General features: G+C 54.6%; 15 protein-coding genes and 3 pseudogenes. 7 read left to right on the top strand and 11 right to left on the bottom strand.

Features of this window, described 5'->3' with window-relative positions; all coding sequences use genetic code 11:
• The 3 genes and pseudogenes from JCM12178_RS18380 to JCM12178_RS17875 form a co-directional block, all read right to left on the bottom strand.
• Positions 1–495 (bottom strand): hypothetical protein (locus JCM12178_RS18380; RefSeq protein WP_157054898.1); only part of this gene is annotated, 495 nt, incomplete at its 3' end.
• Between the two features lie 157 nt (positions 496–652).
• A pseudogene (locus JCM12178_RS12145) lies at positions 653–841 on the bottom strand (integrase core domain-containing protein); the annotation flags it as partial.
• A gap of 705 nt (positions 842–1,546) precedes the next feature.
• Positions 1,547–2,161 carry a helix-turn-helix domain-containing protein gene (locus JCM12178_RS17875; protein ID WP_083465915.1) on the bottom strand — a complete coding sequence of 205 codons (615 nt, stop codon included), beginning with the start codon at positions 2,159–2,161 and terminating at the stop codon, positions 1,547–1,549.
• A gap of 1,374 nt (positions 2,162–3,535) precedes the next feature.
• Between JCM12178_RS17875 and JCM12178_RS19795 the strand changes: the two genes are divergently transcribed.
• From JCM12178_RS19795 to JCM12178_RS12160, 3 genes are all read left to right on the top strand, one after another.
• Positions 3,536–3,796, top strand: a complete 261-nt coding sequence (locus JCM12178_RS19795) for a polymorphic toxin type 44 domain-containing protein (protein ID WP_054651733.1) — start codon at positions 3,536–3,538, stop codon at positions 3,794–3,796.
• A 1,014-nt stretch (positions 3,797–4,810) separates the two neighbouring features.
• Complete coding sequence (locus tag JCM12178_RS12155) at positions 4,811–5,530, top strand: polymorphic toxin type 44 domain-containing protein (RefSeq protein ID WP_054651735.1); 720 nt, start codon at positions 4,811–4,813, stop codon at positions 5,528–5,530.
• A 70-nt stretch (positions 5,531–5,600) separates the two neighbouring features.
• The gene (locus JCM12178_RS12160) at positions 5,601–6,128 is read left to right on the top strand and encodes a hypothetical protein (RefSeq protein WP_054651737.1); all 528 of its coding nucleotides are present in this window, start codon (positions 5,601–5,603) and stop codon (positions 6,126–6,128) included.
• A 401-nt stretch (positions 6,129–6,529) separates the two neighbouring features.
• On the opposite strand, the gene JCM12178_RS12165 is transcribed toward JCM12178_RS12160, so the two are convergent.
• The 3 genes and pseudogenes from JCM12178_RS12165 to JCM12178_RS21010 form a co-directional block, all read right to left on the bottom strand.
• The gene (locus tag JCM12178_RS12165) at positions 6,530–8,152 is read right to left on the bottom strand and encodes a sigma-54-dependent Fis family transcriptional regulator (RefSeq protein WP_054651739.1); all 1,623 of its coding nucleotides are present in this window, start codon (positions 8,150–8,152) and stop codon (positions 6,530–6,532) included.
• Positions 8,153–8,288: 136 nt separating this feature from the next.
• Positions 8,289–9,053: an HPP family protein gene (locus JCM12178_RS12170; RefSeq protein WP_054651741.1), complete on the bottom strand. Its 765-nt coding sequence runs from the start codon at positions 9,051–9,053 to the stop codon at positions 8,289–8,291.
• A 170-nt stretch (positions 9,054–9,223) separates the two neighbouring features.
• A pseudogene (locus tag JCM12178_RS21010) lies at positions 9,224–11,220 on the bottom strand (hypothetical protein).
• 614 nt (positions 11,221–11,834) lie between these two features.
• Here JCM12178_RS21010 and JCM12178_RS12180 point away from each other — a divergent pair.
• Positions 11,835–12,608, top strand: a complete 774-nt coding sequence (locus JCM12178_RS12180; protein WP_054651743.1) for a DUF169 domain-containing protein — start codon at positions 11,835–11,837, stop codon at positions 12,606–12,608.
• A gap of 153 nt (positions 12,609–12,761) precedes the next feature.
• Here the strand turns inward: JCM12178_RS12180 and JCM12178_RS12185 are convergent, their stop codons facing one another.
• Positions 12,762–14,714: a methyl-accepting chemotaxis protein gene (locus JCM12178_RS12185; protein WP_054651745.1), complete on the bottom strand. Its 1,953-nt coding sequence runs from the start codon at positions 14,712–14,714 to the stop codon at positions 12,762–12,764.
• 530 nt (positions 14,715–15,244) lie between these two features.
• Here JCM12178_RS12185 and JCM12178_RS12190 point away from each other — a divergent pair.
• A complete protein-coding gene (locus JCM12178_RS12190; protein WP_083465916.1) occupies positions 15,245–15,994 on the top strand; it encodes a substrate-binding periplasmic protein in 750 nt (249 codons plus the stop codon).
• A gap of 80 nt (positions 15,995–16,074) precedes the next feature.
• Here the strand turns inward: JCM12178_RS12190 and JCM12178_RS12195 are convergent.
• From JCM12178_RS12195 to JCM12178_RS12205, 3 genes and pseudogenes are all read right to left on the bottom strand, one after another.
• A pseudogene (locus tag JCM12178_RS12195) lies at positions 16,075–17,738 on the bottom strand (nickel-dependent hydrogenase large subunit).
• 30 nt (positions 17,739–17,768) lie between these two features.
• Positions 17,769–18,734, bottom strand: coding sequence for a hydrogenase small subunit (locus JCM12178_RS12200; protein WP_054651749.1), 966 nt, complete (start codon positions 18,732–18,734; stop codon positions 17,769–17,771).
• Positions 18,735–18,751: 17 nt separating this feature from the next.
• Positions 18,752–19,153 (bottom strand): cytochrome c3 family protein, encoded by a 402-nt coding sequence (locus JCM12178_RS12205; protein WP_157054899.1) that lies wholly within the window; start codon positions 19,151–19,153, stop codon positions 18,752–18,754.
• A gap of 201 nt (positions 19,154–19,354) precedes the next feature.
• Here JCM12178_RS12205 and JCM12178_RS19800 point away from each other — a divergent pair, with 201 nt between their 5' ends.
• Positions 19,355–20,044: a hypothetical protein gene (locus JCM12178_RS19800; protein ID WP_245628752.1), complete on the top strand. Its 690-nt coding sequence runs from the start codon at positions 19,355–19,357 to the stop codon at positions 20,042–20,044.
• Positions 19,957–20,424: a mechanosensitive ion channel family protein gene (locus JCM12178_RS19805; protein ID WP_369404521.1), complete on the top strand. Its 468-nt coding sequence runs from the start codon at positions 19,957–19,959 to the stop codon at positions 20,422–20,424. The genes JCM12178_RS19800 and JCM12178_RS19805 overlap by 88 nt, the downstream gene beginning before the upstream one ends.
• Here the strand turns inward: JCM12178_RS19805 and rsgA are convergent.
• Entirely contained in the window at positions 20,421–21,476 is a 1,056-nt protein-coding gene (rsgA, locus tag JCM12178_RS12215; RefSeq protein WP_245628750.1) for a ribosome small subunit-dependent GTPase A, read from the bottom strand. The genes JCM12178_RS19805 and rsgA overlap by 4 nt on opposite strands.
• Positions 21,477–21,709 lie beyond the last annotated feature (233 nt).

The raw sequence follows: 21,709 nt of genomic DNA on the forward strand, positions 1-21,709 counted from the left end.
ACTCTGTAATGCTCTCTCAAGATGGTAAAAGTTTAGACGTCGTTCTAGGTTACATTCATTGGCAATTAATTTTGTAATTCTTTCAAGAAGACTAACAGCCCTCAACAACAGTGTTTCAGATTCAATTTCAATTAGCTTTGATGAAATCCCCATGAGCAATGGAGGGCTTACCCGTGGCCCTGTATATCCAGATCGTTTGACGATCAAGATTGGAAACCGAATATCCAATTCAGGGCTAAGAATCCCTGCCTGTATGTGCCGAAACATTTCAACAATCCGTTCAACAGAAACCAGAAATGCATCAAGGTGGTGTAATACTCCCAGATAACCCTTTAGTTGTGGATGTTTATCCTCATCTGACGCTTCTGCGTTGATTGTGTTGTATAGGTTCACCTTCTCTAAAGTGACAGGGTCAGGCATATAACCACTCACCACGAATCCAGCTTGCTGCCAAGCACCTTCATATTGAACACCCAGCTCATTGTAATCAGTCATTGGTAATTTCTCCCATGATCTTAGGCAAACACATAGTAAGAAGGGGCCTCGGTTCTTCGGACCACTGAACGACGATTTTAAGGTGGACACGTTTACGAGCTACGCCGCTCTTTCGGTCCAGGCCAGAGGGGGTACCCCCCTCTGGCCTGGGACGATTCTGATATATCTCCATCGGCTTCTTGCCGTCAAAAGCAAAATGCGGACGTCGATTGTTGTAGAAATCGAACCACCAAGCCAAGGCTTGTCGCAGTTCGCTTCCGGTTTCCATTTCCCGCAGATAAGCACATTCATATTTCACCGAACGCCACAGACGTTCGATCATCACATTGTCCATCCACCGACCTCGCGCCAGACATGGGCAAATTTCTGCCGTGAAGGGGGGCAAATCGCGTTTTTTGCTTCCGTGTCGAATGAAACGCCTTAGAAGGATATTTGTGCGACAATTCGATTCCCACCTTTCACGGCCGCGGCGAAGCCGCTTTTTGCCATATAATAGACTACGCACTATCCTTTTTGCGCGAGCTATGCTCGGCACGTCTTTACCTTTTAGCGAGAAAGACGACCAAACACCGGTCTGTTTTCGGCAATAGAATGGTATTTATTTGGTCTATAGTGGGACACTTTTGCCCAACAGTTGCGTCACCTGCTCCAATGACATGGGGCAATATGTCAGAAAATACATCAAAATACCGCCTGTCCCCATGAAGCGAGGCCCTTCAGGCATACTTTTGTGGCATCGCTCGGATGTTATTATATTGAGGCTTAAACGATGGAGAACTGCAACGAGAAAGAAGGCAACACGAGCATCTCTTGAGCCAAGGACTCAAGAGATCTGTAAAGGATGTGCTTTGAAATCGATTTCTAGCTGCTCAAAGCTTCAAGCTGCTTCCGTAAACGCTTATGGATTTCGAAAACAGTGCTATCTTCTTCCGCTTTCATTCGAGCGGGAGGACGGCTTTGTGCCTCGAGAATTTTATTAAATTGATCTCTTAAATGGTCCACATTTAAAGTACCATCATAAAAATTCTGGAAAAGTTGATGACGATACCCGCTAACATTTTTTTGTTGCTCTTTTCTGGGCAACGACAGTGATCATTTCCTCCACATCAGCAGGACAAGAGACTTCAGGGCAAGAGACTTGGCGCAACTTCGTTTTCGACTTGGCTTCTAAAGTTCTTGGCCAAAATTTCCCAAAAACTTTCTCACATAAATGTATTAAATAGCTGAGGCTTCGTCTGTGCTGAGACTTTGATGTGGATATAATGCCCAAACTGGATAGCACCTTGATGGCGCGCTGAACTGTTCGTCGGCAAACTCCGATTTTCTCAGCAATCCAGCCATGTGACGGGAAGCATTTTCCGTGAATCCTGTTGATGAGAATCAGTTGCCTCAGGACCTCCTTCACAGAGGAAGCAATACCTTTCTGGCAACGAAAAAAATCCACGACTTGCGGCCCCGCCAATCTAATAATTATTTCTTCAGATTGGAATTTTTTAACTTTACCCAAATAGTATAAAACGGCACGGCCTCTTTTTTCTTGATATTTGCGCCAAAGGAGGCAAGAATGTTTTTGTGGTGCTTCAACAATTACAATGTTGAAAGCGCTTTCCAGAGAGTCAGTTTCATGCTTGCCGGCGGATCCTGACTCTTTTTTTGAATTTAGCATGCAGACCTCCTTTCTTCACCTTTCCTTGGACGCCCTTTCTTTCTAGACAACTGCGGCCCTTGGAGACCTTGTCCTGCCTTCATATACAACCACTCTTCCACTTTGTCTTTGAGCCAGTAATACCCCCGTCCAATTTTAAACGGCTCAGGAACTGCTGACCAATCTCGTCTTGAGACTCTACAGGAAATGGCTGCCGGAGTAGTGCCGAGAAGCTGGGCTACTCCATGGCGGTTGATTACGTTACTCATTCTGAGTCCTCCTTGATCAATTTGTCGCCATTTTATCACCTCGCTCTCTTTTGTCAACAAGCATCTGAAATTATTGCATTAAAAAATGATTTTAGATATAATAAGCTCACCCCAAGAGACAATATGAGCACCCTGATTAATGCTCCAAATTTGCTCCACACTAGCTGAAAAAATATATGCTCTTATTAAAAGAATGATAACCTAAAAAACAGTAATATACTGAAATATTGAAAATTAAATCACAACCTTTGAACACTTTTGATATATAAAAAACGATTCGTAATCAGTAGGTCGTCAGTTCAACTCTGATCTCTGGCTCCACGGAATGATCAAGCCCCTCAGTGATTTGTATCACTTTGGGGCTTTTTCTATTCCATGCTGAAAGAGTCAAAACCGATTCTTGTCTGAGTACAATTTGCGGACACTGATTACTCGTTCTTCATGATTTCAGCAGGTTGTGTAACTGGACCTACTGATTCCCACCAATTGATTGCCAAACCACGAACGAATCAACCCCGCTTCCACCCAAAACCTGTCAAGCGATACATTTGGTTTCTTTGGTGTATTTCGCCGACATCACCGTGCCTTTGACCGACTCCTTGCTGTATTCAACGGACAACTCTGTGTTTCGCCCTTTTTGGCCTGAAAACCTGTGTTACGGTTTTCGCAACTTTGAACGTCGCATTGGGTGCTATTCGTGAAAACCACTCACTAAGAGAGAAAAAAATGGCAGAGGAATGGGTTCAACACATCGGAGATGATCAACTGGTTTACGGCCTCCCGAAACACATGTCGGGAGTGGCAAATGGGGGCACCAAGACCAAGGGCCAGCCGAATAGAGCGACGTATTGGCGATATCATCCGAAACCACGGGCATGCGACAAATACCAGGCGATGAAAGGGCTGTGGTTCAAAAGTCGCCCCGGGCCTGTTCATCCGAACTGCAAGTGTGAAATTGAAGAATTCGAGGCTATCTAGTCACAGGACGGTCCCAGACTATCATCGTGCCTCCGGGCGTCGACTTGGCAGCCAATATTGCGGAAGCAAGGCGGATAAAAAGGATTTGTGAACCATTCCTTTTTAACTTCCCGCCATATTCCACAGCAAGTTTATCATTGAAATGTATATGGGTTTTTTCAATTTCAAGGATGGAGCCAAATACGACTACAAACGAGGAGGGCATCCTGAATACGAAGATTTTGGCAACTATCATTATGGTCTTTATACGGAAGCCCTCGGATTGAATGCCTCTTTTGCCCAAGCCGCAGCGGGAGCTGCTCAGGTATTTTCGTTAACCTCAAAGATGAGCTTTTGGCGAACGTGGTTCGACGACCCCAGAGACAATAAGATGGTCATAAAAGGACAAAAATCTCCTCTACTCAAGTAAACGGGCGAGTTCCTAGTCGTCATTGGAAGTGGGTATGCTAAACGGTAGCCCCACTTCCAGTACTTGACTACAGTCCGCCAGCAGCACATATAGACAATATGAATTACCGAGAACAATTGAAGCCCAGTGCACCTAAAGCTGTTCGTATGATCTTGCTACTAGGGCTGTCGATCCAGACAATCGCTGTTGGCTCATATTTAGTTATGGGTACCGGCCTTTTTCTGCTTGATGCGATCACACTCAGTTTCAACTACTGGACCCTATTTGCATGGGGTCTTTGGTGTACGATGGCTGTTTTCGTAATTGCCAATACACACCTCATTGCTAGGCTCGTCAACAAATGGCCTGAACGGTACAAAAGACGTCCACTGGACATACTCGCTTGTATCCCTTGCATTGCATTCCCAGGGTGGGCCAATATATCTTTGATTCTGGAAGGTAACAGAAACCTTGGCGACTACCTATTTTATGGAGTACCCACAACGCTCAACATCATCGTCCTTTGCTTTGCAATCCTGCCAACACTTCGCGGACTCTCTTTTGAGCATGCCACATTTAGGTCCAACGCCCCAAATGGGGACACCTAAATTCAACTCTGATCTCTGGCTCCATGGAATGATCAAGCCCCTCAGTGAGTTGTATCACTTTGGGGCTTTTTCTATTCCATACTGAAAGAGTCAAAACCGATTCTTGTCTGAGTACAATTTGCGGACACTGATTACTCGTTCTTCATGATTTCAGCAGGTTGTGTAACTGGACCTACTGATTCCCACCAATTAATTGCCAAACCACGAAAGGATCAACCCCGCTTCCACCCAAAACCTGTCAAGCGATACATTCGGTTTCTTTACCGTATTTCGCCGACCGCACCATGCTTTCGACCGACATCAGGTTGCACTTCACCAACACCTCCGTGTTTCACTCATTTTGTCCCGAAAACCCATGATACCGTTTTCAAAACCTTGAACAGCGCATTGGGCTCTGTTCCGAAAACCAACTACAAGGAGTGGTAAAATGGCAAAACATTGGAATCAACATATTGGGGATGATCAACTGGTGTATGGCATGCCCAAGCACATGTCTGTGGTTGCGGGCGAACGTATCATAATCGAAAGCAGGTTGAAGAAGGCGACCTATTGGCGATACCATCCGAAGCCTCAGGCGTGTGACAAGTGTCAGGCGATGAAAGGACTATGGTTCGAAAGTCGGCTCGGCGCGGTCCACCCGAACTGCAAGTGCGAAATTGAAGAGTTCGAGACGATCAAATTCACGGGACGATCCCGGACCATCATTGTGCCGCCGGGTGTCGATTTGGCAGCCAATAGCGCGGAAGCAAGGCGAGTTGCGAAAGAGAGTCAGCAAAAATCCGTTATCGAAGTTGATCGCTTCCTGTCTCAGATGAATCTCTCTGGCATCAGCGCCATTGATGGCATACGAAAGACATGTATCGATGAATTGACACTCATCTACAAATGTCTTTGGATATACATGAACTTTATCACAGGGAAGAGATACGATTTCAAGAAAGGCGACCACCCAGAATATGAAGACTTTGGCAACTACCATTACGGACTCTACACACAGGCCATGGGAATCAATGTAACGCTGGCTAGAGCGGCTGCAGGAGCAATTCAAATTCGCGGTGGGCATTATAGACTCAAGTGGTATCGGACATGGTTTGACGACCCGCACGACAATCAAATGATTCGCAAAGGGCAAGGTTACCCGTTCTAACGATGCTTGCGACAGGACGACGCGAGCTGGACTCCCGCCGCAAGAAACTGCAAAGAGGCAATGATCGAAAATGCACTTGGGGCGTTTATTTATAAAAACAGTCAAATGGTTTTTTTTATCGATTGGTGTTCTTTGCGTACTCCTTGTGGCTGGAGGTTGGCTATTTCTGAACATCATATTCCCGCCTCACGACACCGATGATGTCATGCTTCAAAACTTCGCTGAAAACCGAGCTGTTTTCGAACAAATTGTTACCCAATTGCAGCAAGACGACGACATCCGAAGAGTGGATGACAATTGGTACAGCCTAGCCGATGGCAAAGCCCGAAGCGACACCCCTGACAGGATTGTCTGGTATCGAAATCTTTTCAAAAACATCTCCACAGAAAGAGGGATTTACGCCTCCTATTCTTCAAATGGCAGTCCAAGGATTCTGTTTTTGTCAAACTGTATAGGGATGGTCACAGGCGGTTCATCGAAAGGCTACTTGTACGACCCACACCCGAAAAGCGAGCTTTTGTTGGTGGACAGCATTGACGACTATGATCAGCAACAAGACCTCTGGCGATCTTATTGGGCTGTTCACAAAAAAAATTGAAGGAGCCAAAGGGTGGTATCTCTATTGTGACTACGATGACTAACGTAATGGTCCAAGCATCTCAAAAAGACATTGAAGTCGTAAAGCCAACATTGCAGTCAAGGCCCCACACCGCTATCCAAAACCAGAACATCTGCCCCTCATGAACTGCCTGAAATCAAGAAAAGGCTACATTTTCGGCTAGATACTATCTGGCTACCAACCTCCTCACAAACAAATTCATAATTAGCAGGTCGTCAGTTCAATTCTGATCTCTGGCTCCAGAAAAGAACAAAGGGATTCGATACGTTGGCTCGCTACCGAGCGCTCGTCGAATCCCTTTATCGTACCCTACCGCATGCCTTGGCAGCCGGGGTATGCCTAGTAAAAGGTGTGAGTCAGTTCCGAGCTGAGAAGCGGGGTCACTTAGCAGGTCGCCGAATACCCAATGTCTTAATCCGGGTGGAAAGCGTCGTTGGCTTCAGGCCCAGCAAGGCGGCGGCACCTTCAGGGCCGTATATTCTGCCACCACAGCGTTCCAATGCTTTTTCAATGTTTCTCGCCTGCAGCCGAAGCATCTCCTCTTCCGTTAAGACAGCTTCCGGTGTGTCTTGAATCACTGGCGGCGCCGCCTTCGTACTTCCGCCGATTCCACCGAACAGTCTGGTATGCGCAGGCCCGCCGATGGATGAAATGGCAAACCGTTCGACAATGTTCTGCAGTTCGCGGACATTTCCCGGCCAGTTATACTCAAGTAGCTCAGCAAGCTGTTCCGGGCTGAACTTGAGCGCAGGCCTGTTCATGGCTTTCAGGGACTGCCTGAGAAAATGCTCTGCCAAAGGGGCTATGTCTTCCTTGCGCTCCCGCAATGGCGAGACCTCTATGGGGAAAACGTTCAGCCGGAAATACAGGTCCTCGCGGAATCGTCCGGCTCTCACCTCTTTTTCCAGGTCCCGGTTGGTGGCTGCGATGATGCGCACATCTACCTTTCGCACCTTTTCTTCCCCAACGCGCTCATACTCTCCCTCCTGAAGAACCCGAAGGAGCTGCGCCTGCAACTCGAGAGGGATCTCTCCCACCTCATCAAGGAAGAGTGTTCCGCCGTTTGCGGCACCGAACTTCCCCTCCCTGCTGGCATGGGCCCCGGTGAACGCCCCCTTGACGTGACCAAAGAATTCGCTGGCAAAAAGCTCCTTGGGAACAGACGCGCAGTTTACTTTGATGAGAGGCTTGGACTTTCTGCTGCTTCGCTGGTGCAACTCGCGGGCGACAAGCTCCTTGCCGGTGCCGGATTCGCCCTGAACAAGCACATTGGCATCGGTCGGAGCGACCAGGTCGATTTGCTGGACCGTGCGCTGAAGCGCGAGGCTGCGTCCAATGAATCCGCCGTAGGAGCTCGCTTTCACCAGTTCCTCGCGCAGATAACTGTTCTCCGCTTCAAGTTGCCCTTTCAGATCCTCGATCTGCTCGAACGCCCGGGCGTTGGCAAGGGCTGTTGCCGCGTGGTTGGCGAGGATGCGAAGAATATCCAGCGCGGGCTTGTTGATCCGCGTTTTGGTGAAAACGGCCAGCACCCCGAGGATTTCGCCATGGAAGCGCATGGGCTGCCCGGCAAAACCGTTGATACCCTCTTCCTGTGCCCACTCCGGGTGGGCGATCCACTGGGAGTCGTCGGGAATCGACTCGACAACCACAGGCTGTCCGGTCGCCGCGATGTGACCGACCTTCCTGACCCCCATGGGAAACCGCTTGAATTTACCGTCCAAACGATTCCATTCGGCCGAACCATCGCGCGAGGAACGCCCGGCACTGGCCACCAGATGCAGACACAGTTCCCTGCTGGGGCACTCATCGGCCATGAGGCAGGAGGAACAGATGTCGCCCTCCTTAACGAGCCAGATGCGAACAAGCGCGACTTCCTCAAACGCGGAAAGCCGGTCCACAACAAGGCTGAAAAGCGCTTGCGTCGACCGCTGTTCGCTCATGGCAAGAAGCAACGACTGGATTTCCATATTGCTGAAATGAAAGGTCTGCTCGGCGGTCATACCGTATTGCTAAACGAAACGCCCAGCCATCACAACACCAATGGTCTTCTGCCGGATGCATTGAAGGGAGAGCATCCGGCTATTCCGCCGCCCCGGTCAGGCCGCCCTGCCTTTCAGTCGGATGTTTATGAGCATCTCACGCGCTACGCACGACAGCGAACAGATGGTGAGCGCCCAGCAACGCCACTCCCAGCAGCATCGTCATCATTCCCAAGGCGTGAACGACCGAAGATGCCTGCTGAAAACACATGAGGAGAAAGCCGAGCATGCATATGGCCATGCCACCCACTTGAGGCGTGTCCATATAGAGTCCGAGCCGCTTTTCCCGGTAGTCGACGTCCTTGGCCGGGAACTCGAACCACAGCCGGTTCCATATCAGGGCGAACAGCACGGCAAGGGTTGCTCCCCACGCCATGTTAACGGGCAACAGGTAGGCAGGCATGGGGAGCGGCAGAATGGCCGGAATGGCTGCCGTTGCCGCAGCCGGGGGATGATCGGCATCAAATATCTGCATGAGAATAGCCGCGAACAGCACGGCAAGACCGAGCTTGCATGCCACGGCGTACTCGGTCCCGGCCCCCAGATGAGAACCGGCCCATACGCCCGCAAGCCCTCCTATCGAAGCGACGAAATGGCCCACGATAACGGGTTTGGGCCGGGCCACGCGCAAAAAGACGCAGGTGGAATTGATGAAGCACGTCGCGGCAAGGGGCGGGAAAAGGACCTCGACGCCGGTCTGCCGGGACAGGAAAGCGATAATCGCCAACAGCAGCCCACCGCCAAATGATCCCCACACAAGGCGTGAGAGCGAGATGACACCCGGACGATAGACCTCGGGGGCAAACTCCTCCCGACACAAAGGGACCATCCGAACCTGTACAGAGTTCGATTTGAAAAACATCACAGACTCCTCGCCGCCGGTTGGCGTTAGCGTCCAGACCGCAGCCAGCCATGCCCGCTCCCGCAATCACGCACGCAAGGTGGATGACGGGAGCGGGCATTCGGGCCGTGTTGGTTGAACGTCTGTATCGTGAAGGGGAGGGAACAACCCCCTCCCCTGCTTCAGGCGGACTAATCCCAGCCGATGTTCTTTCTGGCCGCCTCGAAGTCGGCAATGATTCTGGCTGCGACCTTTTGCGGGTCGGGATCGACATTCATGCAGGACCCGAGGATCTCGCGGGTGCCGCCGTAGAGGAAGTCACGGACCTTTTGCGATCCTTGCACGGGCGCATGCACGCAGTGGTAGGAGTCAAATCCGAGCATGCGGAAGGCGAGAGCCGCGCCGACACCCTTTTCATTGGACCATTCCGGCGTCACTTCGGCAAACGGCAGGTCCTTGATGGGATGACCGGTGAAACCCGCGATGGTCGCAAAGGTTCCCACTGCATGGGCATTGTCGATGCACTCGCCGAAATGCAGCACTGGCGGCAGGCTGTCGCCGAGGAACGCCTTCAGGCTCCCGCCGCACTTCTCCTGCCCCTTGGTGGAACAGTACCCGAGCTTTGCCATGGGGAACGAGGCGCAGCCGTTGGTAAAAACGAGGATGTTGTTTTTCAGCAGGATGTCGACGATATCGACTATGGCCTTCTCAAAGACGATGCGGGTGTTCGTACAGCCCGCGAGGTTGATGATGCCTCTGATTCTGCCATCCTTCAGGGCCTCGGCAATGGGTTCGACGCTGCCGCCGAAATGCTCGCTCAACTCTTCGAGGCCAAAGCCGACCTCCGCTTCCATCTCGTGAGGCGGGATGTGGCGCTTGACGTCGCGCCGGTTGGCAAAACTCTCGATGGCACGGGTGACGATCTTTTCGGCCAGCTCCGGCAGCTTGTCGATGTCTTCCAGATCCCGCTTGTAACCGATGTGCTCGGCTCCGGGCAGACGGTTGGATTCGTTGGTGGTCACGACCACGGTCTTGTAGCAGTTCGCCACGTCCATTATGCCGGGGAATATCTCCTGAATATCGGCCAGCCACAGGTCGAGCGCCCCCGTTGCCACGACAAGCTCGGAACCGTTGGCGTTGGAGAGAGGAATGACGCCGCCGAGGCGGTACATGGAAGAGAGCCCGGAGCAGCAGATGCCGTAGAACTGGATGCCTGCGGCTCCGGCCTCTTTGGCCATTTTCACGAACTTCTCGCTGCGGGCCGTCTCTATGACCTTCATGGCCATCATGGGGGCGTGCCCGTGGATGGCGATGTTGACGGTGTCCGTCTTCAGGGCGCCGAGGTTTGCCTTGATGGTGCTGCGACGGGGGATTCCGAACAGGCAATCCTGCGCGATGGACCCGCCCACCACGCTGTTGAGGGAAAAGGTCAGGCCCAGCCGAAGGAACTGATCCATGGCCTTGCGCCAATCCCCCTGTGTGCCCACCGTGGTCTGGTGCAAGGCTCGAAGACCTCATGGTAAGAGCTTGTCGGGATAAGACCGAGTTCTTCCCACACTTTCTGCCGTTCGGGCGGGGCAATGGCCTTGAGCGTCTTGTGCGGCCCGGGCACGGTGCGGCTCATGTCTTCAAGCAGGATGTCGGCAATCTCCCCGGCCAGCGCCTCGACGGTCTTGCCTTCCGTTTCCAGCCCGTAAGCCGCGGCCACGCCGAGAACCTTGTCCTTGCCGATGATGGGCAGGTCCACGTTTCCCGCAGAGGCCTTCTTCAGGGTCAGCATGACCTCGCGTGCTCGTGCGCCATGGCCTGCCACGCCACCGGCGGCGGAGCGGACCATGTTCCGGGCAACGATGAGGTCCGCGTCGGCCCCGCAGGTGCCTCGGGGAGAACGCTTCGTGATCTTGCACGGCCCGAGAGAACAGATGCGGCAGCACACTCCTGCCAGACCGAAGGTACAGTGGGGTTTCTGCTTGTCGAACCGGTCGAAACAGCTTTCAACGCCCTGCTCGTCCATATACTTGACCATGTCGCGAACCGCCGGGTCCGGGGCATGAGCCATCACGTCTTCCTTGCTGGCGAAAGACTCGCGGTACGCTTTGACCGCATCCTTGTAGTCGGTGAAATCGTTGCCGTGGTGGTGATGGCCGTGGCCATGGTCATGGTCATGCGAATGATTGCCGCCGCACATTGAAACACTCCTTACGCTTGGAAATTAATCAGGAAGGAACAAAGCCTGATGGTGAACCGGATGGCGCGAACCGCACTGGGCAGCTTTGAAGTACGCCATCACGTCGCAACCCTTTTCCACGCAAAGGCAATCGCCGTGCCAGCATCGAAAACCATTCAACCAATTGATTTCAAAATCTTTTTCTCAACAACCCCCCTATCGCGGCAACGGCATTTCGTTGAATCACGAAATGTCGTTGGCAATTTCAACGATACTTTGGTGCCAGTCCGTCTCAGCATGCCTCCGGCCCCCAGCCAAAGGCATGAGTACCGAGTTTTTTGTGACTTTGACCTGAACTGATTCTTCTTTCCGCAAATCACCCGGAAAGCATAATACGCCGTATTTCAATGCAATTCCAAACCCCGCGCCTCCCTCTCCTTCAAAAAGGACCTGACCGGAAAGGCGAGCGGCACATCCAAGGCATGCTCCTTGCTCAACAGAAACCACTCATTGCGAGTATCCATTCCAACTGTTCACTCCCGCAGATCGGTTCGGAATTCATCAACAGCCATCAAACCAGTCAATGTCTCAACGATTCGTACTGCGGGAGTGAACAAACTAAGAAGGATCAACCCATGACGTATAAGGAAATGCAAGCCGTGCTGATGGAGAATCTGCGGCTGTACCACTACCCGGTCGCAGTGAAGTTCTTCTACGACAAGGCTGAACTGGAACACTTTCAGAGCACTGCACCGGAAATCCACACCCCGCTCAAGCCCATGACGTTCTGCCAGTGGGAACTCGGGGCACGAATGCAGGGACAGATAATCTATTCGGATGCTCAAGGCCTCGGCTGCGGCAACGCGAAATACTGTTTCGGCTGGAAGGGGCTGGACGAAGGCGAGATCAAGGGACACGCCAAGTATGTTCAGGATCTCGATCAGGCGGAGCGCTTTGTCAGGTCCAAGCACCAGCTTCAGGAAGGACTGCTGGGAATCGCCGTGGCCCCCCTCGGCTCCATTGACGGCCTGTTCGACCCGGACACCGTCCACTTTTACTGCGACAACATGCAGGCCTACCATCTGGCAGTCGACTATATGGCGGCGACAGACACCCACCCGTTGCGCCCGAACATCACCATCAACTCCTCCGCCTGCGGCGGAAACGTCTTCAGCTTTGTGGAGCAGGAGTTCAACATGCTGCCCGCCTGCTCGGGAAGCTACAATGCGGGCAAGACAGAGCGCGGGGAGATCAACGTCATCATCCCCGGCACAAAGTTCAAGGCCACCTTCCAGAGGCTCATGGACCGCATCAACAAGGCCAGCAGCTCCATAACCCGGCCCGGTGACGGGTTCCCCGGGGCAGACATCTGCAAAAACTGCCCACTCATCATCTTTAAGAAACAGTAACCGAGACCTGCCTGACACCACAGAAAGACTCAGAAGACCGCATCACCCATACCCTCTGGCCGCTGTCTCCCGGGCGGGACTGGAAGACAGCACGGAAAAAGGCCACCCCTTTCGGGGTGGCCTTTGCTTATTTCGTTTGACAATCAGTGTCGGCTAGAAGGTCTCGAACTCGGCGTCGTCATACTGCGGGGCTGCGGCGAGGGCGCGCGGCTCCACCGTTCTGGCGGTGGCTACGGGGCGTTCCTGCCCACGGGAGGTCGAGAAGGCCCGGCCACTGGAGCCGTTCATGTGGAAGAAGCCCAAGGCCTGCTGTACGGACTGACTCTGTCCGGCCAGTTCTTCACTGGTTGCGGCCAGCTCTTCCGCCGTGGAGGAGTTCTGCTGAACGATGGTCTCAAGCTGCGAAACCGCACTGTTGACCTGTTCGGCCGCTGCGCTCTGCTCCTGACTGGCGGCGGCGATGTCATCCACCAGCGAGGAGGTCTTGATGATGTCCGGGACCAACTGGTCGAGCATCGTGACCGCGCGCTCCGAGAGGCCGGTGCTCTTCAGCGACAGCTCGCTGATTTCGGCGGCCGCGTTGCCGCTGCGCTCGGCCAGCTTGCGCACTTCGGCGGCCACGACAGCAAACCCCTTACCGTGTTCGCCCGCGCGGGCCGCTTCAATGGCGGCGTTGAGCGCGAGCAGGTTGGTCTGGCGTGCGATCTCTTCGATGATACCGATACGCTCGGAGATCTCGTTCATCGCTTCCATGGCCTCGTTCACGGCCTTTCCGCTCTCTTCGGCGTCCTTGGCCGCCTGTCTGGCTATGGCCTCGGTCTTGTGGGCGTTTTCGGAGTTCTGGCTTATGTTGGTTGCCATTTCATTCATGGTCGAGGCGACCTCTTCCACGTTTGCCGCCTGCTCCGTGGAGTTCTGCGAAAGAGACTGCGCAGAGGATGCCAGTTCCTCACTGCCGGTAGCGACACGTTCCACGCTGCCCTGCACGTCGGAGACGATGGTGCGCAGGCGCTCAACCATGGAGCCGAGGACATTGCACAGGGATCCCACTTCGTCGCGCTGGCTTATGTCGATGCTGGCTTCGAGGTTTCCGTCGGACACGTCGGTACCGAGCTGCAGGGCCTTGGACATGGGGCCGGTGATACCGCGGGTGATGACGACGGCGACCCCAAGAGCAACGATCACTGCCACGAGAACGACAGCGATCATCATGATAGTTGCCGACTCGATGGAGCTCTGTGCCGCGGTTCCAAGCGCGTCCTGATCGTTCTTGACCGAGTGCGTTATCTCATCGGCATCTGCAGCCACTTCAGGCCCGATGCGGTCAAGCGTTCCGGCAATCACGTTTGCGTTACGTTCGGCGATGAGGCTGGCCACGTCCTTAAGCGTGGAACGGTAGACCGCTTCCTTGGCTGTTATCTCCTCAAGCAGTACCCGGCGCTCGGGATTCTGCAGCTGTGTCTCAAGGATGGCGCCATTCTGCTTCAGGCCGTCGAATTCGCTCATAGCTCGCTCAAGGTCGGCATCGGCATTGGATGCGAGGAACTTGCTCGCGTAGAGCCTCGCAAGCAGCAGCTGGCGCATCATCAGGCTTGAGCGATAGGCGGCTTCCATGTCGCCGTCATCGCGTGCCGACCGAAGAATCTCGGTCAGCTTCCTTTCCATAGCAGGACCCTCGACATCAAGGACTTCCGTTACCATCCTGTCTCGCCTGTCCATCATCGAAACAAGCGTGGAGAATCCATTCTTGTATTCGGTCAGTCCGCTGGAAATCTCGGCGACCAGCGCAGCACGCTCAGGCTTGTTGATCTCGCCCTTGGCTTCATCCATGATCGTGTCCAGCTCGGACACGTATTCGTTGTACTGCGTCTTGTCGGTATCGCTGCCGGTGATGATGTAATCCTTCACGTTCATCCGCACCATCAGCATGGTGCTCTGGAGCTTTCCGGCGAGGTTGCTGTCGCGGGCGAGGTTGCGGTACTCCGTGAAGGAGTCCAGATTGTTACCAAGTTCCCTGTACGACAAGCCTCCCACGATTCCCAGCAATACAAGCAGCAGTCCGAAACCGATTGCCATCTTGTATGCCAACTTCAGATTCTTCAACATTCTCTTTCTCACTTTGGGCCGAATATACGTCGGCGTTCTTGAGTCCTTTTTATTGTGCCGGTGCACATGAAGCTGCGCTGGGAGGAAGCGGTGTGTTTGCGTGATAAGGAGTACACTTCAGCTGTCCGGCATGACCCTTCGCCTTCCCAATAAAGCTATGTAGTAACGGTTGTCAAAACAATTTTTCATCTTTTAGCACTTTGTTTTGTTTGACTTTTTTGAAACAAAAAGCTGTGGAAAACTTGTGAAAACTCACTTTTTTTGTCTCTTAACAACTGCCACAGGCTCCAGCACCAGAAAAACCACAACCGGTAAGAATCCACCCAGAGCATTTTCTATGCGAACCTCACAGAACAATCGCGTTTGTCTATATCAATAACTACACTATTTGTACAAAATATAGCTTTGCGAGTCTTAATCATATGTTCGTATTAACAGCACGCCAAACGATCTCTTCAAACGGTTTCAAATTCGAAAGCATATGCTCATTTCGCATGACATAGTCCTTGCCCTGCCCTCCTTCGAGAGATATGAATAATAATGATCAGAATTCTGCTCTGCATCGCTTTGCTGCTCACCATGCTTCCCGGGCTATCACGCGCCGACACTGCGCTTGTGGTAGGCTCCCTGAGCTATACTGCCCGGACACAATCGACTGTGACCTCACCGAAACCAAGGCAATAATAACCGAAGCTTACAAACGGGCTGGCTTGAAAGCTTTGTTTGTGCCTCTACCTATGGAACGAATACTTCTCGACCTGGACTCCGGACAAGTTGACGCCACCTATGCCCGAACGCGGAGGGCAATCGAAGGCTATGACAATATTGTCCAGCTAACCGTTCCGTACAGTTTAATAAGAATCGTGGCGTTTTATCTGGACCCCGACCTCTCGATCAACAGCCTTGCAGATCTCGCTCCACTCAACCCCGGAATCATGCGCGGGGACATGCTTACCGTTACAACAGCAAAACGAGCCGGAATACCTTACACCCTCATAGATCATATCGACCTCGGTTTTCTTATGCTAAAACAGCGAAGGGTGAAGGTCATTCTCACAGACAATACTATTGGGCGTATCTTCGCTCGGCATGTAAACCTCAACAACTATTTCGTCTCTGAAGAACTGTTCAGAGCGACCATTTTCCATACCTTGAACAAAAAACACGCACATCTCATACCGCGATTGGAAAAATCCTTTCGCAGCATGCTGGAAGACGGCACGGCCAAACGTCTGGCAGGGAAATATGCAGACATGATTCCTGAAACCGCCCCCGAATAATAAGACACTGTCAACCGCGCGAGACAATGAAAAGGGCGACCTTCACAGGCCGCCCTTCTTATTGTTGATTACAACTACTGCTACAAGACCTTGAAGGTCCTGCCTTCGCCCCCACGGTTGTCCACCAGATGAACAGAGCAGGCGATGCACGGGTCAAAGGAATGGATGGTGCGCAGGATTTCCACCGGACGGTCCGGGTCAGGGCAGGGGCAGCCCATGAGCGACTGCTCGGCGGCACTGAGCTTGCCCTCGGCACAACGGGGGCCGAGATTCCATGTGGAGGGAACCACCATCTGGAAGTTCTCGATCTTGCCACCCTTGATGCGAATCCAGTGTGACAGGGCGCCGCGCGTCACACAGCACATGCCCACGCCCTTAGCCATATCCGGCATCTTCCAGCGCTGGTAGATGGTGTCGTCACCCGCATTGATGCGCTTGGCGGTCTCATCGATCCAGCCTTTCATCCGCCGCATCAGCATCTGCGTTTCCACCACTCGGCAGACCGTGCGGCCCATGGTGGAAAAGAGCTGATCCGGCTTCATGCCGGTGGCCTTGAAGTAGCCGTCCAGCGCCTTGCGGGTCTCGGATTCGCCACGGGCGTATGCGATGACACGGCGTGCCAGCGGACCGGTCTCCATGGCTTCGCCCTTGTAGCGGGGGGCCTTGGACCACGAATACTTGTCCTTGTCGTCATAATCCGTGTACTTCGGCTCGGTCACGCCGTCATAGGGCTTGAGTACCGCGTCCCCCTTGTACCAGCTTCGGGCCACGTGCTCGGTGATTTCGTTGATGTCCAATTCCTCATGCTTGCCGAGGTCGTTGCCCCAGAGCACGCCGGAACGGAAGTACGGGTCCTTGCCGGTTTCTGGATCATGGAAGTCGTTGAACGCGAAGAAGTTCGAGGTCTTTCCGTAGGAAAGCGCCTCGGGATACCGCTTCGTCATCAGCCGGATATCCGGCATCATGGCGTTGTCCACGAACTCCATGGTCCCTTCCCATATGTTGGCAAAGTGCCCGATGACATCAGGCTTGAGGCTGTCGTAACAGGTCATGCCGCCCACGACCATGGACTGGGCATGAGGGTTCTTGCCCGCAAAGAGCGCCATGGCCCGGGCAAGTTGCAACTGCACGCGCAGGCCCTCGAAGTAGTGTGCCGCAAGGATGAGATTTTCCTCGGGCGTGAAACGGTAGGCATTGTTGCCGCCGAGGAAGTAGGCGTTTTCCAGAAAGCCGAGCTGACCGGTGCCCACGAACTCCTTCAGACGCTTCTTCATGATGTACAGATCGGCCGGGTCGTCGCCGCGGTTGCTCGTCTTGGCGACGATCTTCGAGGCCTTTGCCGGGTCCGCCTGCGTTGCGGCGGCCATGTCGATCCAGTCCAGTCCGTGCAGGTGATAGAAATGCACAAGGTGGTCGTGAACGATGAGCGCCGACAGGATCAGGTGGCGCATCAACCGGGCCAACGGCGGCACTTCAAGGCCGAGGGCGTCCTCGATGGCCTGATGCTGGTAAGTGCATGGGTGTTCGTGCACACGCCGCAGGCGCGCTGTGTGAAGAGCGGCGCATCTTCGGGCGGCCGTCCCTTGAGTATCTGTTCTATGCCCCGGTACAGCTGCGTGCTGACCCAGGCGTTTTTCACGCGGTCGTTCTCAAGCTCGACCTCAACCTTGAGGTGGCCTTCGATTCGCGTCACCGGGTCGACGATCAGCCGCTTGCCGGTGCTGGTGGCTGTGGTCTGGCTCATGCGGATATTCCTCCTTCCGGATGGCGCGGGTTAGGTTTCGGAGCCGTCTTCGATGGGGTGGAAGAACGGCGAATAGTCGTCCCAGAAGTTCGGCTCGCTGCACCCGATGCAGGGCGCACCGGCCTGAACCGGCCAGTTGACCTGATTGAACAGCGCCGTGGGACAATTGTTATAGGTATATGGCCCCTTGCAACCGAGCTTGTAGAGACACCAGCCCTTCTTGGCTTCCTTGCTGTCAAAGCTCGGGGCGAACTCACCCTTGTTGAAATGCTCCTGACGCGGGCAATGTGCGTGCACCGTGTCCGCGTAGAAGAGCTTCGGGCGGTTCCAGTTATCGAGCTCGGGCATCCCCTTTGTCAGCAGATGCACCACCGTGCCCACGAAGTTCATGGGGTTGGGCGGACAGCCCGCGATGTTGATGGCCTTGACGCCCACCGCTTCAAGGGCTTCGTTGGTCCCCTTGGCGCCGGAGGGATTCGGAGCCGCGGCCTGCACCCCGCCGAAGCTGGCGCAGGAGCCCATGGCAATGGTCGCTATGGCCTTGGAGGCCACCCGCGCACAAAGCTGGAACATGGTTTCGGCCCCGACCTTGCCGTACTCCCCGCCATGCAGGGTCGGAATCCCGCCCTCGATGACGCAGATGTATCCTTCCGGATTCCGCAACGCCTTTTCCAGCGCCGCATGGGCCGCATGCCCGGCAGCGGCCATTACTGTCTCGCAGTAGTCCAGCGAGATAGTGCTCATGATGATTTCGTCAAAATACGGCTCGTAGGCCCGAAGCAACCCTTCGGTGCAGCCGGTGCATTCCGCACAGTGCAGATAGACCACGGACGGCCGCTTCTTGGTGGTCAACGCGTGGGCCACGGTGGGCGCAAAGGCAGGCCCCATGCCGAGGAACGCGGCCATGGTCCCGCAGAACTTCATGAAGTCGCGGCGGCTCGGCTGTTTTTCGCCGGCCATCATCTTCAACGAGTTGAATCCCTTCGCATTGCTCATGCGACTCCTCCTTTCAGCTAGCTCGGCTTGTGGCAGGCCGTGGTACAGCCCACCGGGTTGTCGCCGCCACGGGCGCGCATCTGGGTATGGCAACCCAGACAGCTCGGCGGCCCGTCCGAATGCCACGCACGATAAAACCCCGTTTTGTCATTGGGATCATCCGCGCCATGACACTGCCTGCAGCCGACAAATTCGCCGAGCGTCTTGTCGGATTCCTTGTGGTGGCATTTCTGGCAGGAAACGCGAATGGCGTGAAAACCGTGAGCAAACTCCACTTTCGTCACCCAAGTGGCCAGCGGTTTGTTGTCTTTCGGCCTCTCCAGGACAATGACGTCCGGGACCTTGTATGCCGAAGCCGCAGTGACAAGCACGACGAGGAACGCCGCCGCCATCGTTGAAAACAGCACCTTGCGGAACATGTCTCCTCCATTTCGAATAATTTATTCACATGAGCACATACGATACAGCACATGACGTATAGGCGTATTATTTTTCAATACAATCCCTGTCCTCCGCCGCAAAAACCGGCGGCTCGCCAACGTCATCCCCGGTGTGACATTACCGGCGGCACGCTGTATGGTGGGCATATTTGTATCCGCCCCTGTTTACGGAGGAGTTCCATGACATCGCCTGAAACCGTGAAATGGATATCAAGAATCGTGGTCTTTGCGCTGCTGACCGGCCTCGGACTCTGGTGCGCAAAAAAGCTGACCACCGGAGGCAACGGCGAACGCCGTTTCGGCAAGGCCCTATTCGCGTCGCTCAAGATGCGCGCAAGAGTGCTTGTGCTCGTGGCATCCGGTTCGCTTGCCGTGGCCGCGCTGCTCCCGCTCGCGGATCTGAGCTCTTCCACCGCAGCCATCTTCCATAATGTGCTGGACATACTCTGGATCGTCCTCGCCGCATGGGCCGCGACAACCGGACTGAACGTTATCGCCGACCTCACGCACTGGAAATACGACCTGAACGTGGAGGACAACTACGGCGCACGCCAGGTTCATACGAAAATACGGATATTTCAGCGGGTGCTGCTGGTGCTGATCTGGCTGGTGGCACTTGCCGGAATCCTGATGCTCTTCGAGCGTTTCCGGGCGCTCGGCGGGACGCTGCTGGCCTCGGCAGGCATTGCCAGCGTGGTCCTCGGCCTCTCGGCGCAAAAACGTTCGGGGCCATCATCGCCGGGGTCCAGGTCGCCCTCTCCAACCCCATCAACATCGACGACGTGGTCATTGTCGAAGGCGAATGGGGCCGCATCGAAGAGATCACCTTCACCTATGCGGTGGTGCGCATCTGGGACCTGCGCAGGCTGATCGTGCCGCTTACCTACTTTCTGGAACGCCCATTCCAGAACTGGACCCGCAGCAAGGCGGACCTCATAGGATCCGTCTTCCTGCACGCCGACTACACCGTTCCGGTAGACGACATGCGACAGGAGCTTGAACGCATCTGCGAGGAGTCGCGCCACCTCTGGGACGGCAAGACCTGCACCATGCAGGTCACCGACGCCGGACCGGAAACGATCACCCTGCGGGCGCTGGTCAGCGCGGCCAACTCCTCTGCCGCATGGGACCTGCGGTGTCTGGTGCGGGAAAAACTGGTGGCGTACCTGCGCGACAACCATCCCGGCTCATTGCCAAGAAAGCGCCTCAGAATGCACGCCGAAAAGGACAAAGACGGACTGGAATACTAACGTCTGCGGGACTTGCCGCGCTTGGCGGCCTTCACATTCCGCACAACCCGGTGTTCGCGGTTGCGCCGCTTGCGAAGATTCTCCTCACTCTCCTCAAGCTCCTGCAACAGCTTGAAATAATTCTCCACATGCCGTTGGCTCATGGCCCCACTCTCCACCGCCTCCCGCACGGCGCAGCCCGGCTCCCGGTCATGGCGGCAATCGCTGAACCGGCACAGCGCCACGGCCTCCTCCACATCGGAAAACACACGGCTCAGGCCGTCCTCGCTGTCGTGAAGCTGCAGTTCCCGAATACCGGGCATATCCACCAGCAACGCCCCACCCGCAAGGCGGTGCAGGGAACGCGTCGTAGTGGTGTGCCGCCCGCGGTCGTCCCCAAATCGCACCTCACCGGAACGGCTCAAATCTTCGCCGTGAATGGTATTGAGAATGGTGGTCTTGCCCACCCCCGAAGAACCGAGCATGGCAACCGTTTTACCCACCTCAAACCAATCACGAAGAATTTCAACGCCTTCTTTGTCCTTCGCATTAATCACCCGCACAGCAAGGCCGTTCATGAGCGATTCAGCCTCACGCCGGTACCGGTCCGGATCGCCGCACAGGTCCGCCTTGGTGATGACCACCACCGGCTCCACTTCGGCCTCCAGCGCAAGGCAGAGATAGCGCTCAATGCGATTCAGATTGAAGTCCCGGTTGCAGGAAGTGACGATAAAGAGGGTGTCCACGTTGGCCGCAATGGGCTGAACGCGCACCTCGGTACCGGAGGCCATCCGCTTGAACACCGTCCCACGCTCCAGCAACCGGACCGGCAGGAGCGTCTCGCGGTCGAGCAAAACCCAGTCGCCCACCGTGGGCTGCTCCCCAAAACTCATCAGCCCCTTCTCGGCAATAAGCAGCAAATGCTCCTCCTGTCCCGTGAAGGCCACAATATGGCCGCGGTGCGTGCTCACGATGCGCGCAGGCACTGCCCTCTCGCGGTCCTCGGCAATCAGTTGCCGCTCATAATGATCAGTCCAGCCCAGTTCGGGCAGGGAGCAAGGCGATACGCTCAATGAAGCCTCCATCGATAAAGTGCGCCGGACACCATTCCGGCAGATTTGCCCTCTAGCAAAAAGGACGCAGAGCTTCAAGCACTCCCGCCTTCGGCGGCCCTCCGGGGGGCCTCCGGCGGCTTAAGAACCTTTTTGGCAAAAGGTTCTTAAGAATCTCCAAAATCTTATAGCTTGCCTTCGGCGGGATTGTCCGGCCACGTAAGGTCTTCGCTTGCAGCAAGCACCTTCAAGTC

The organism is Salidesulfovibrio brasiliensis JCM 12178, from assembly GCF_001311825.1.
Lineage (GTDB): Bacteria > Desulfobacterota > Desulfovibrionia > Desulfovibrionales > Desulfovibrionaceae > Pseudodesulfovibrio > Pseudodesulfovibrio brasiliensis.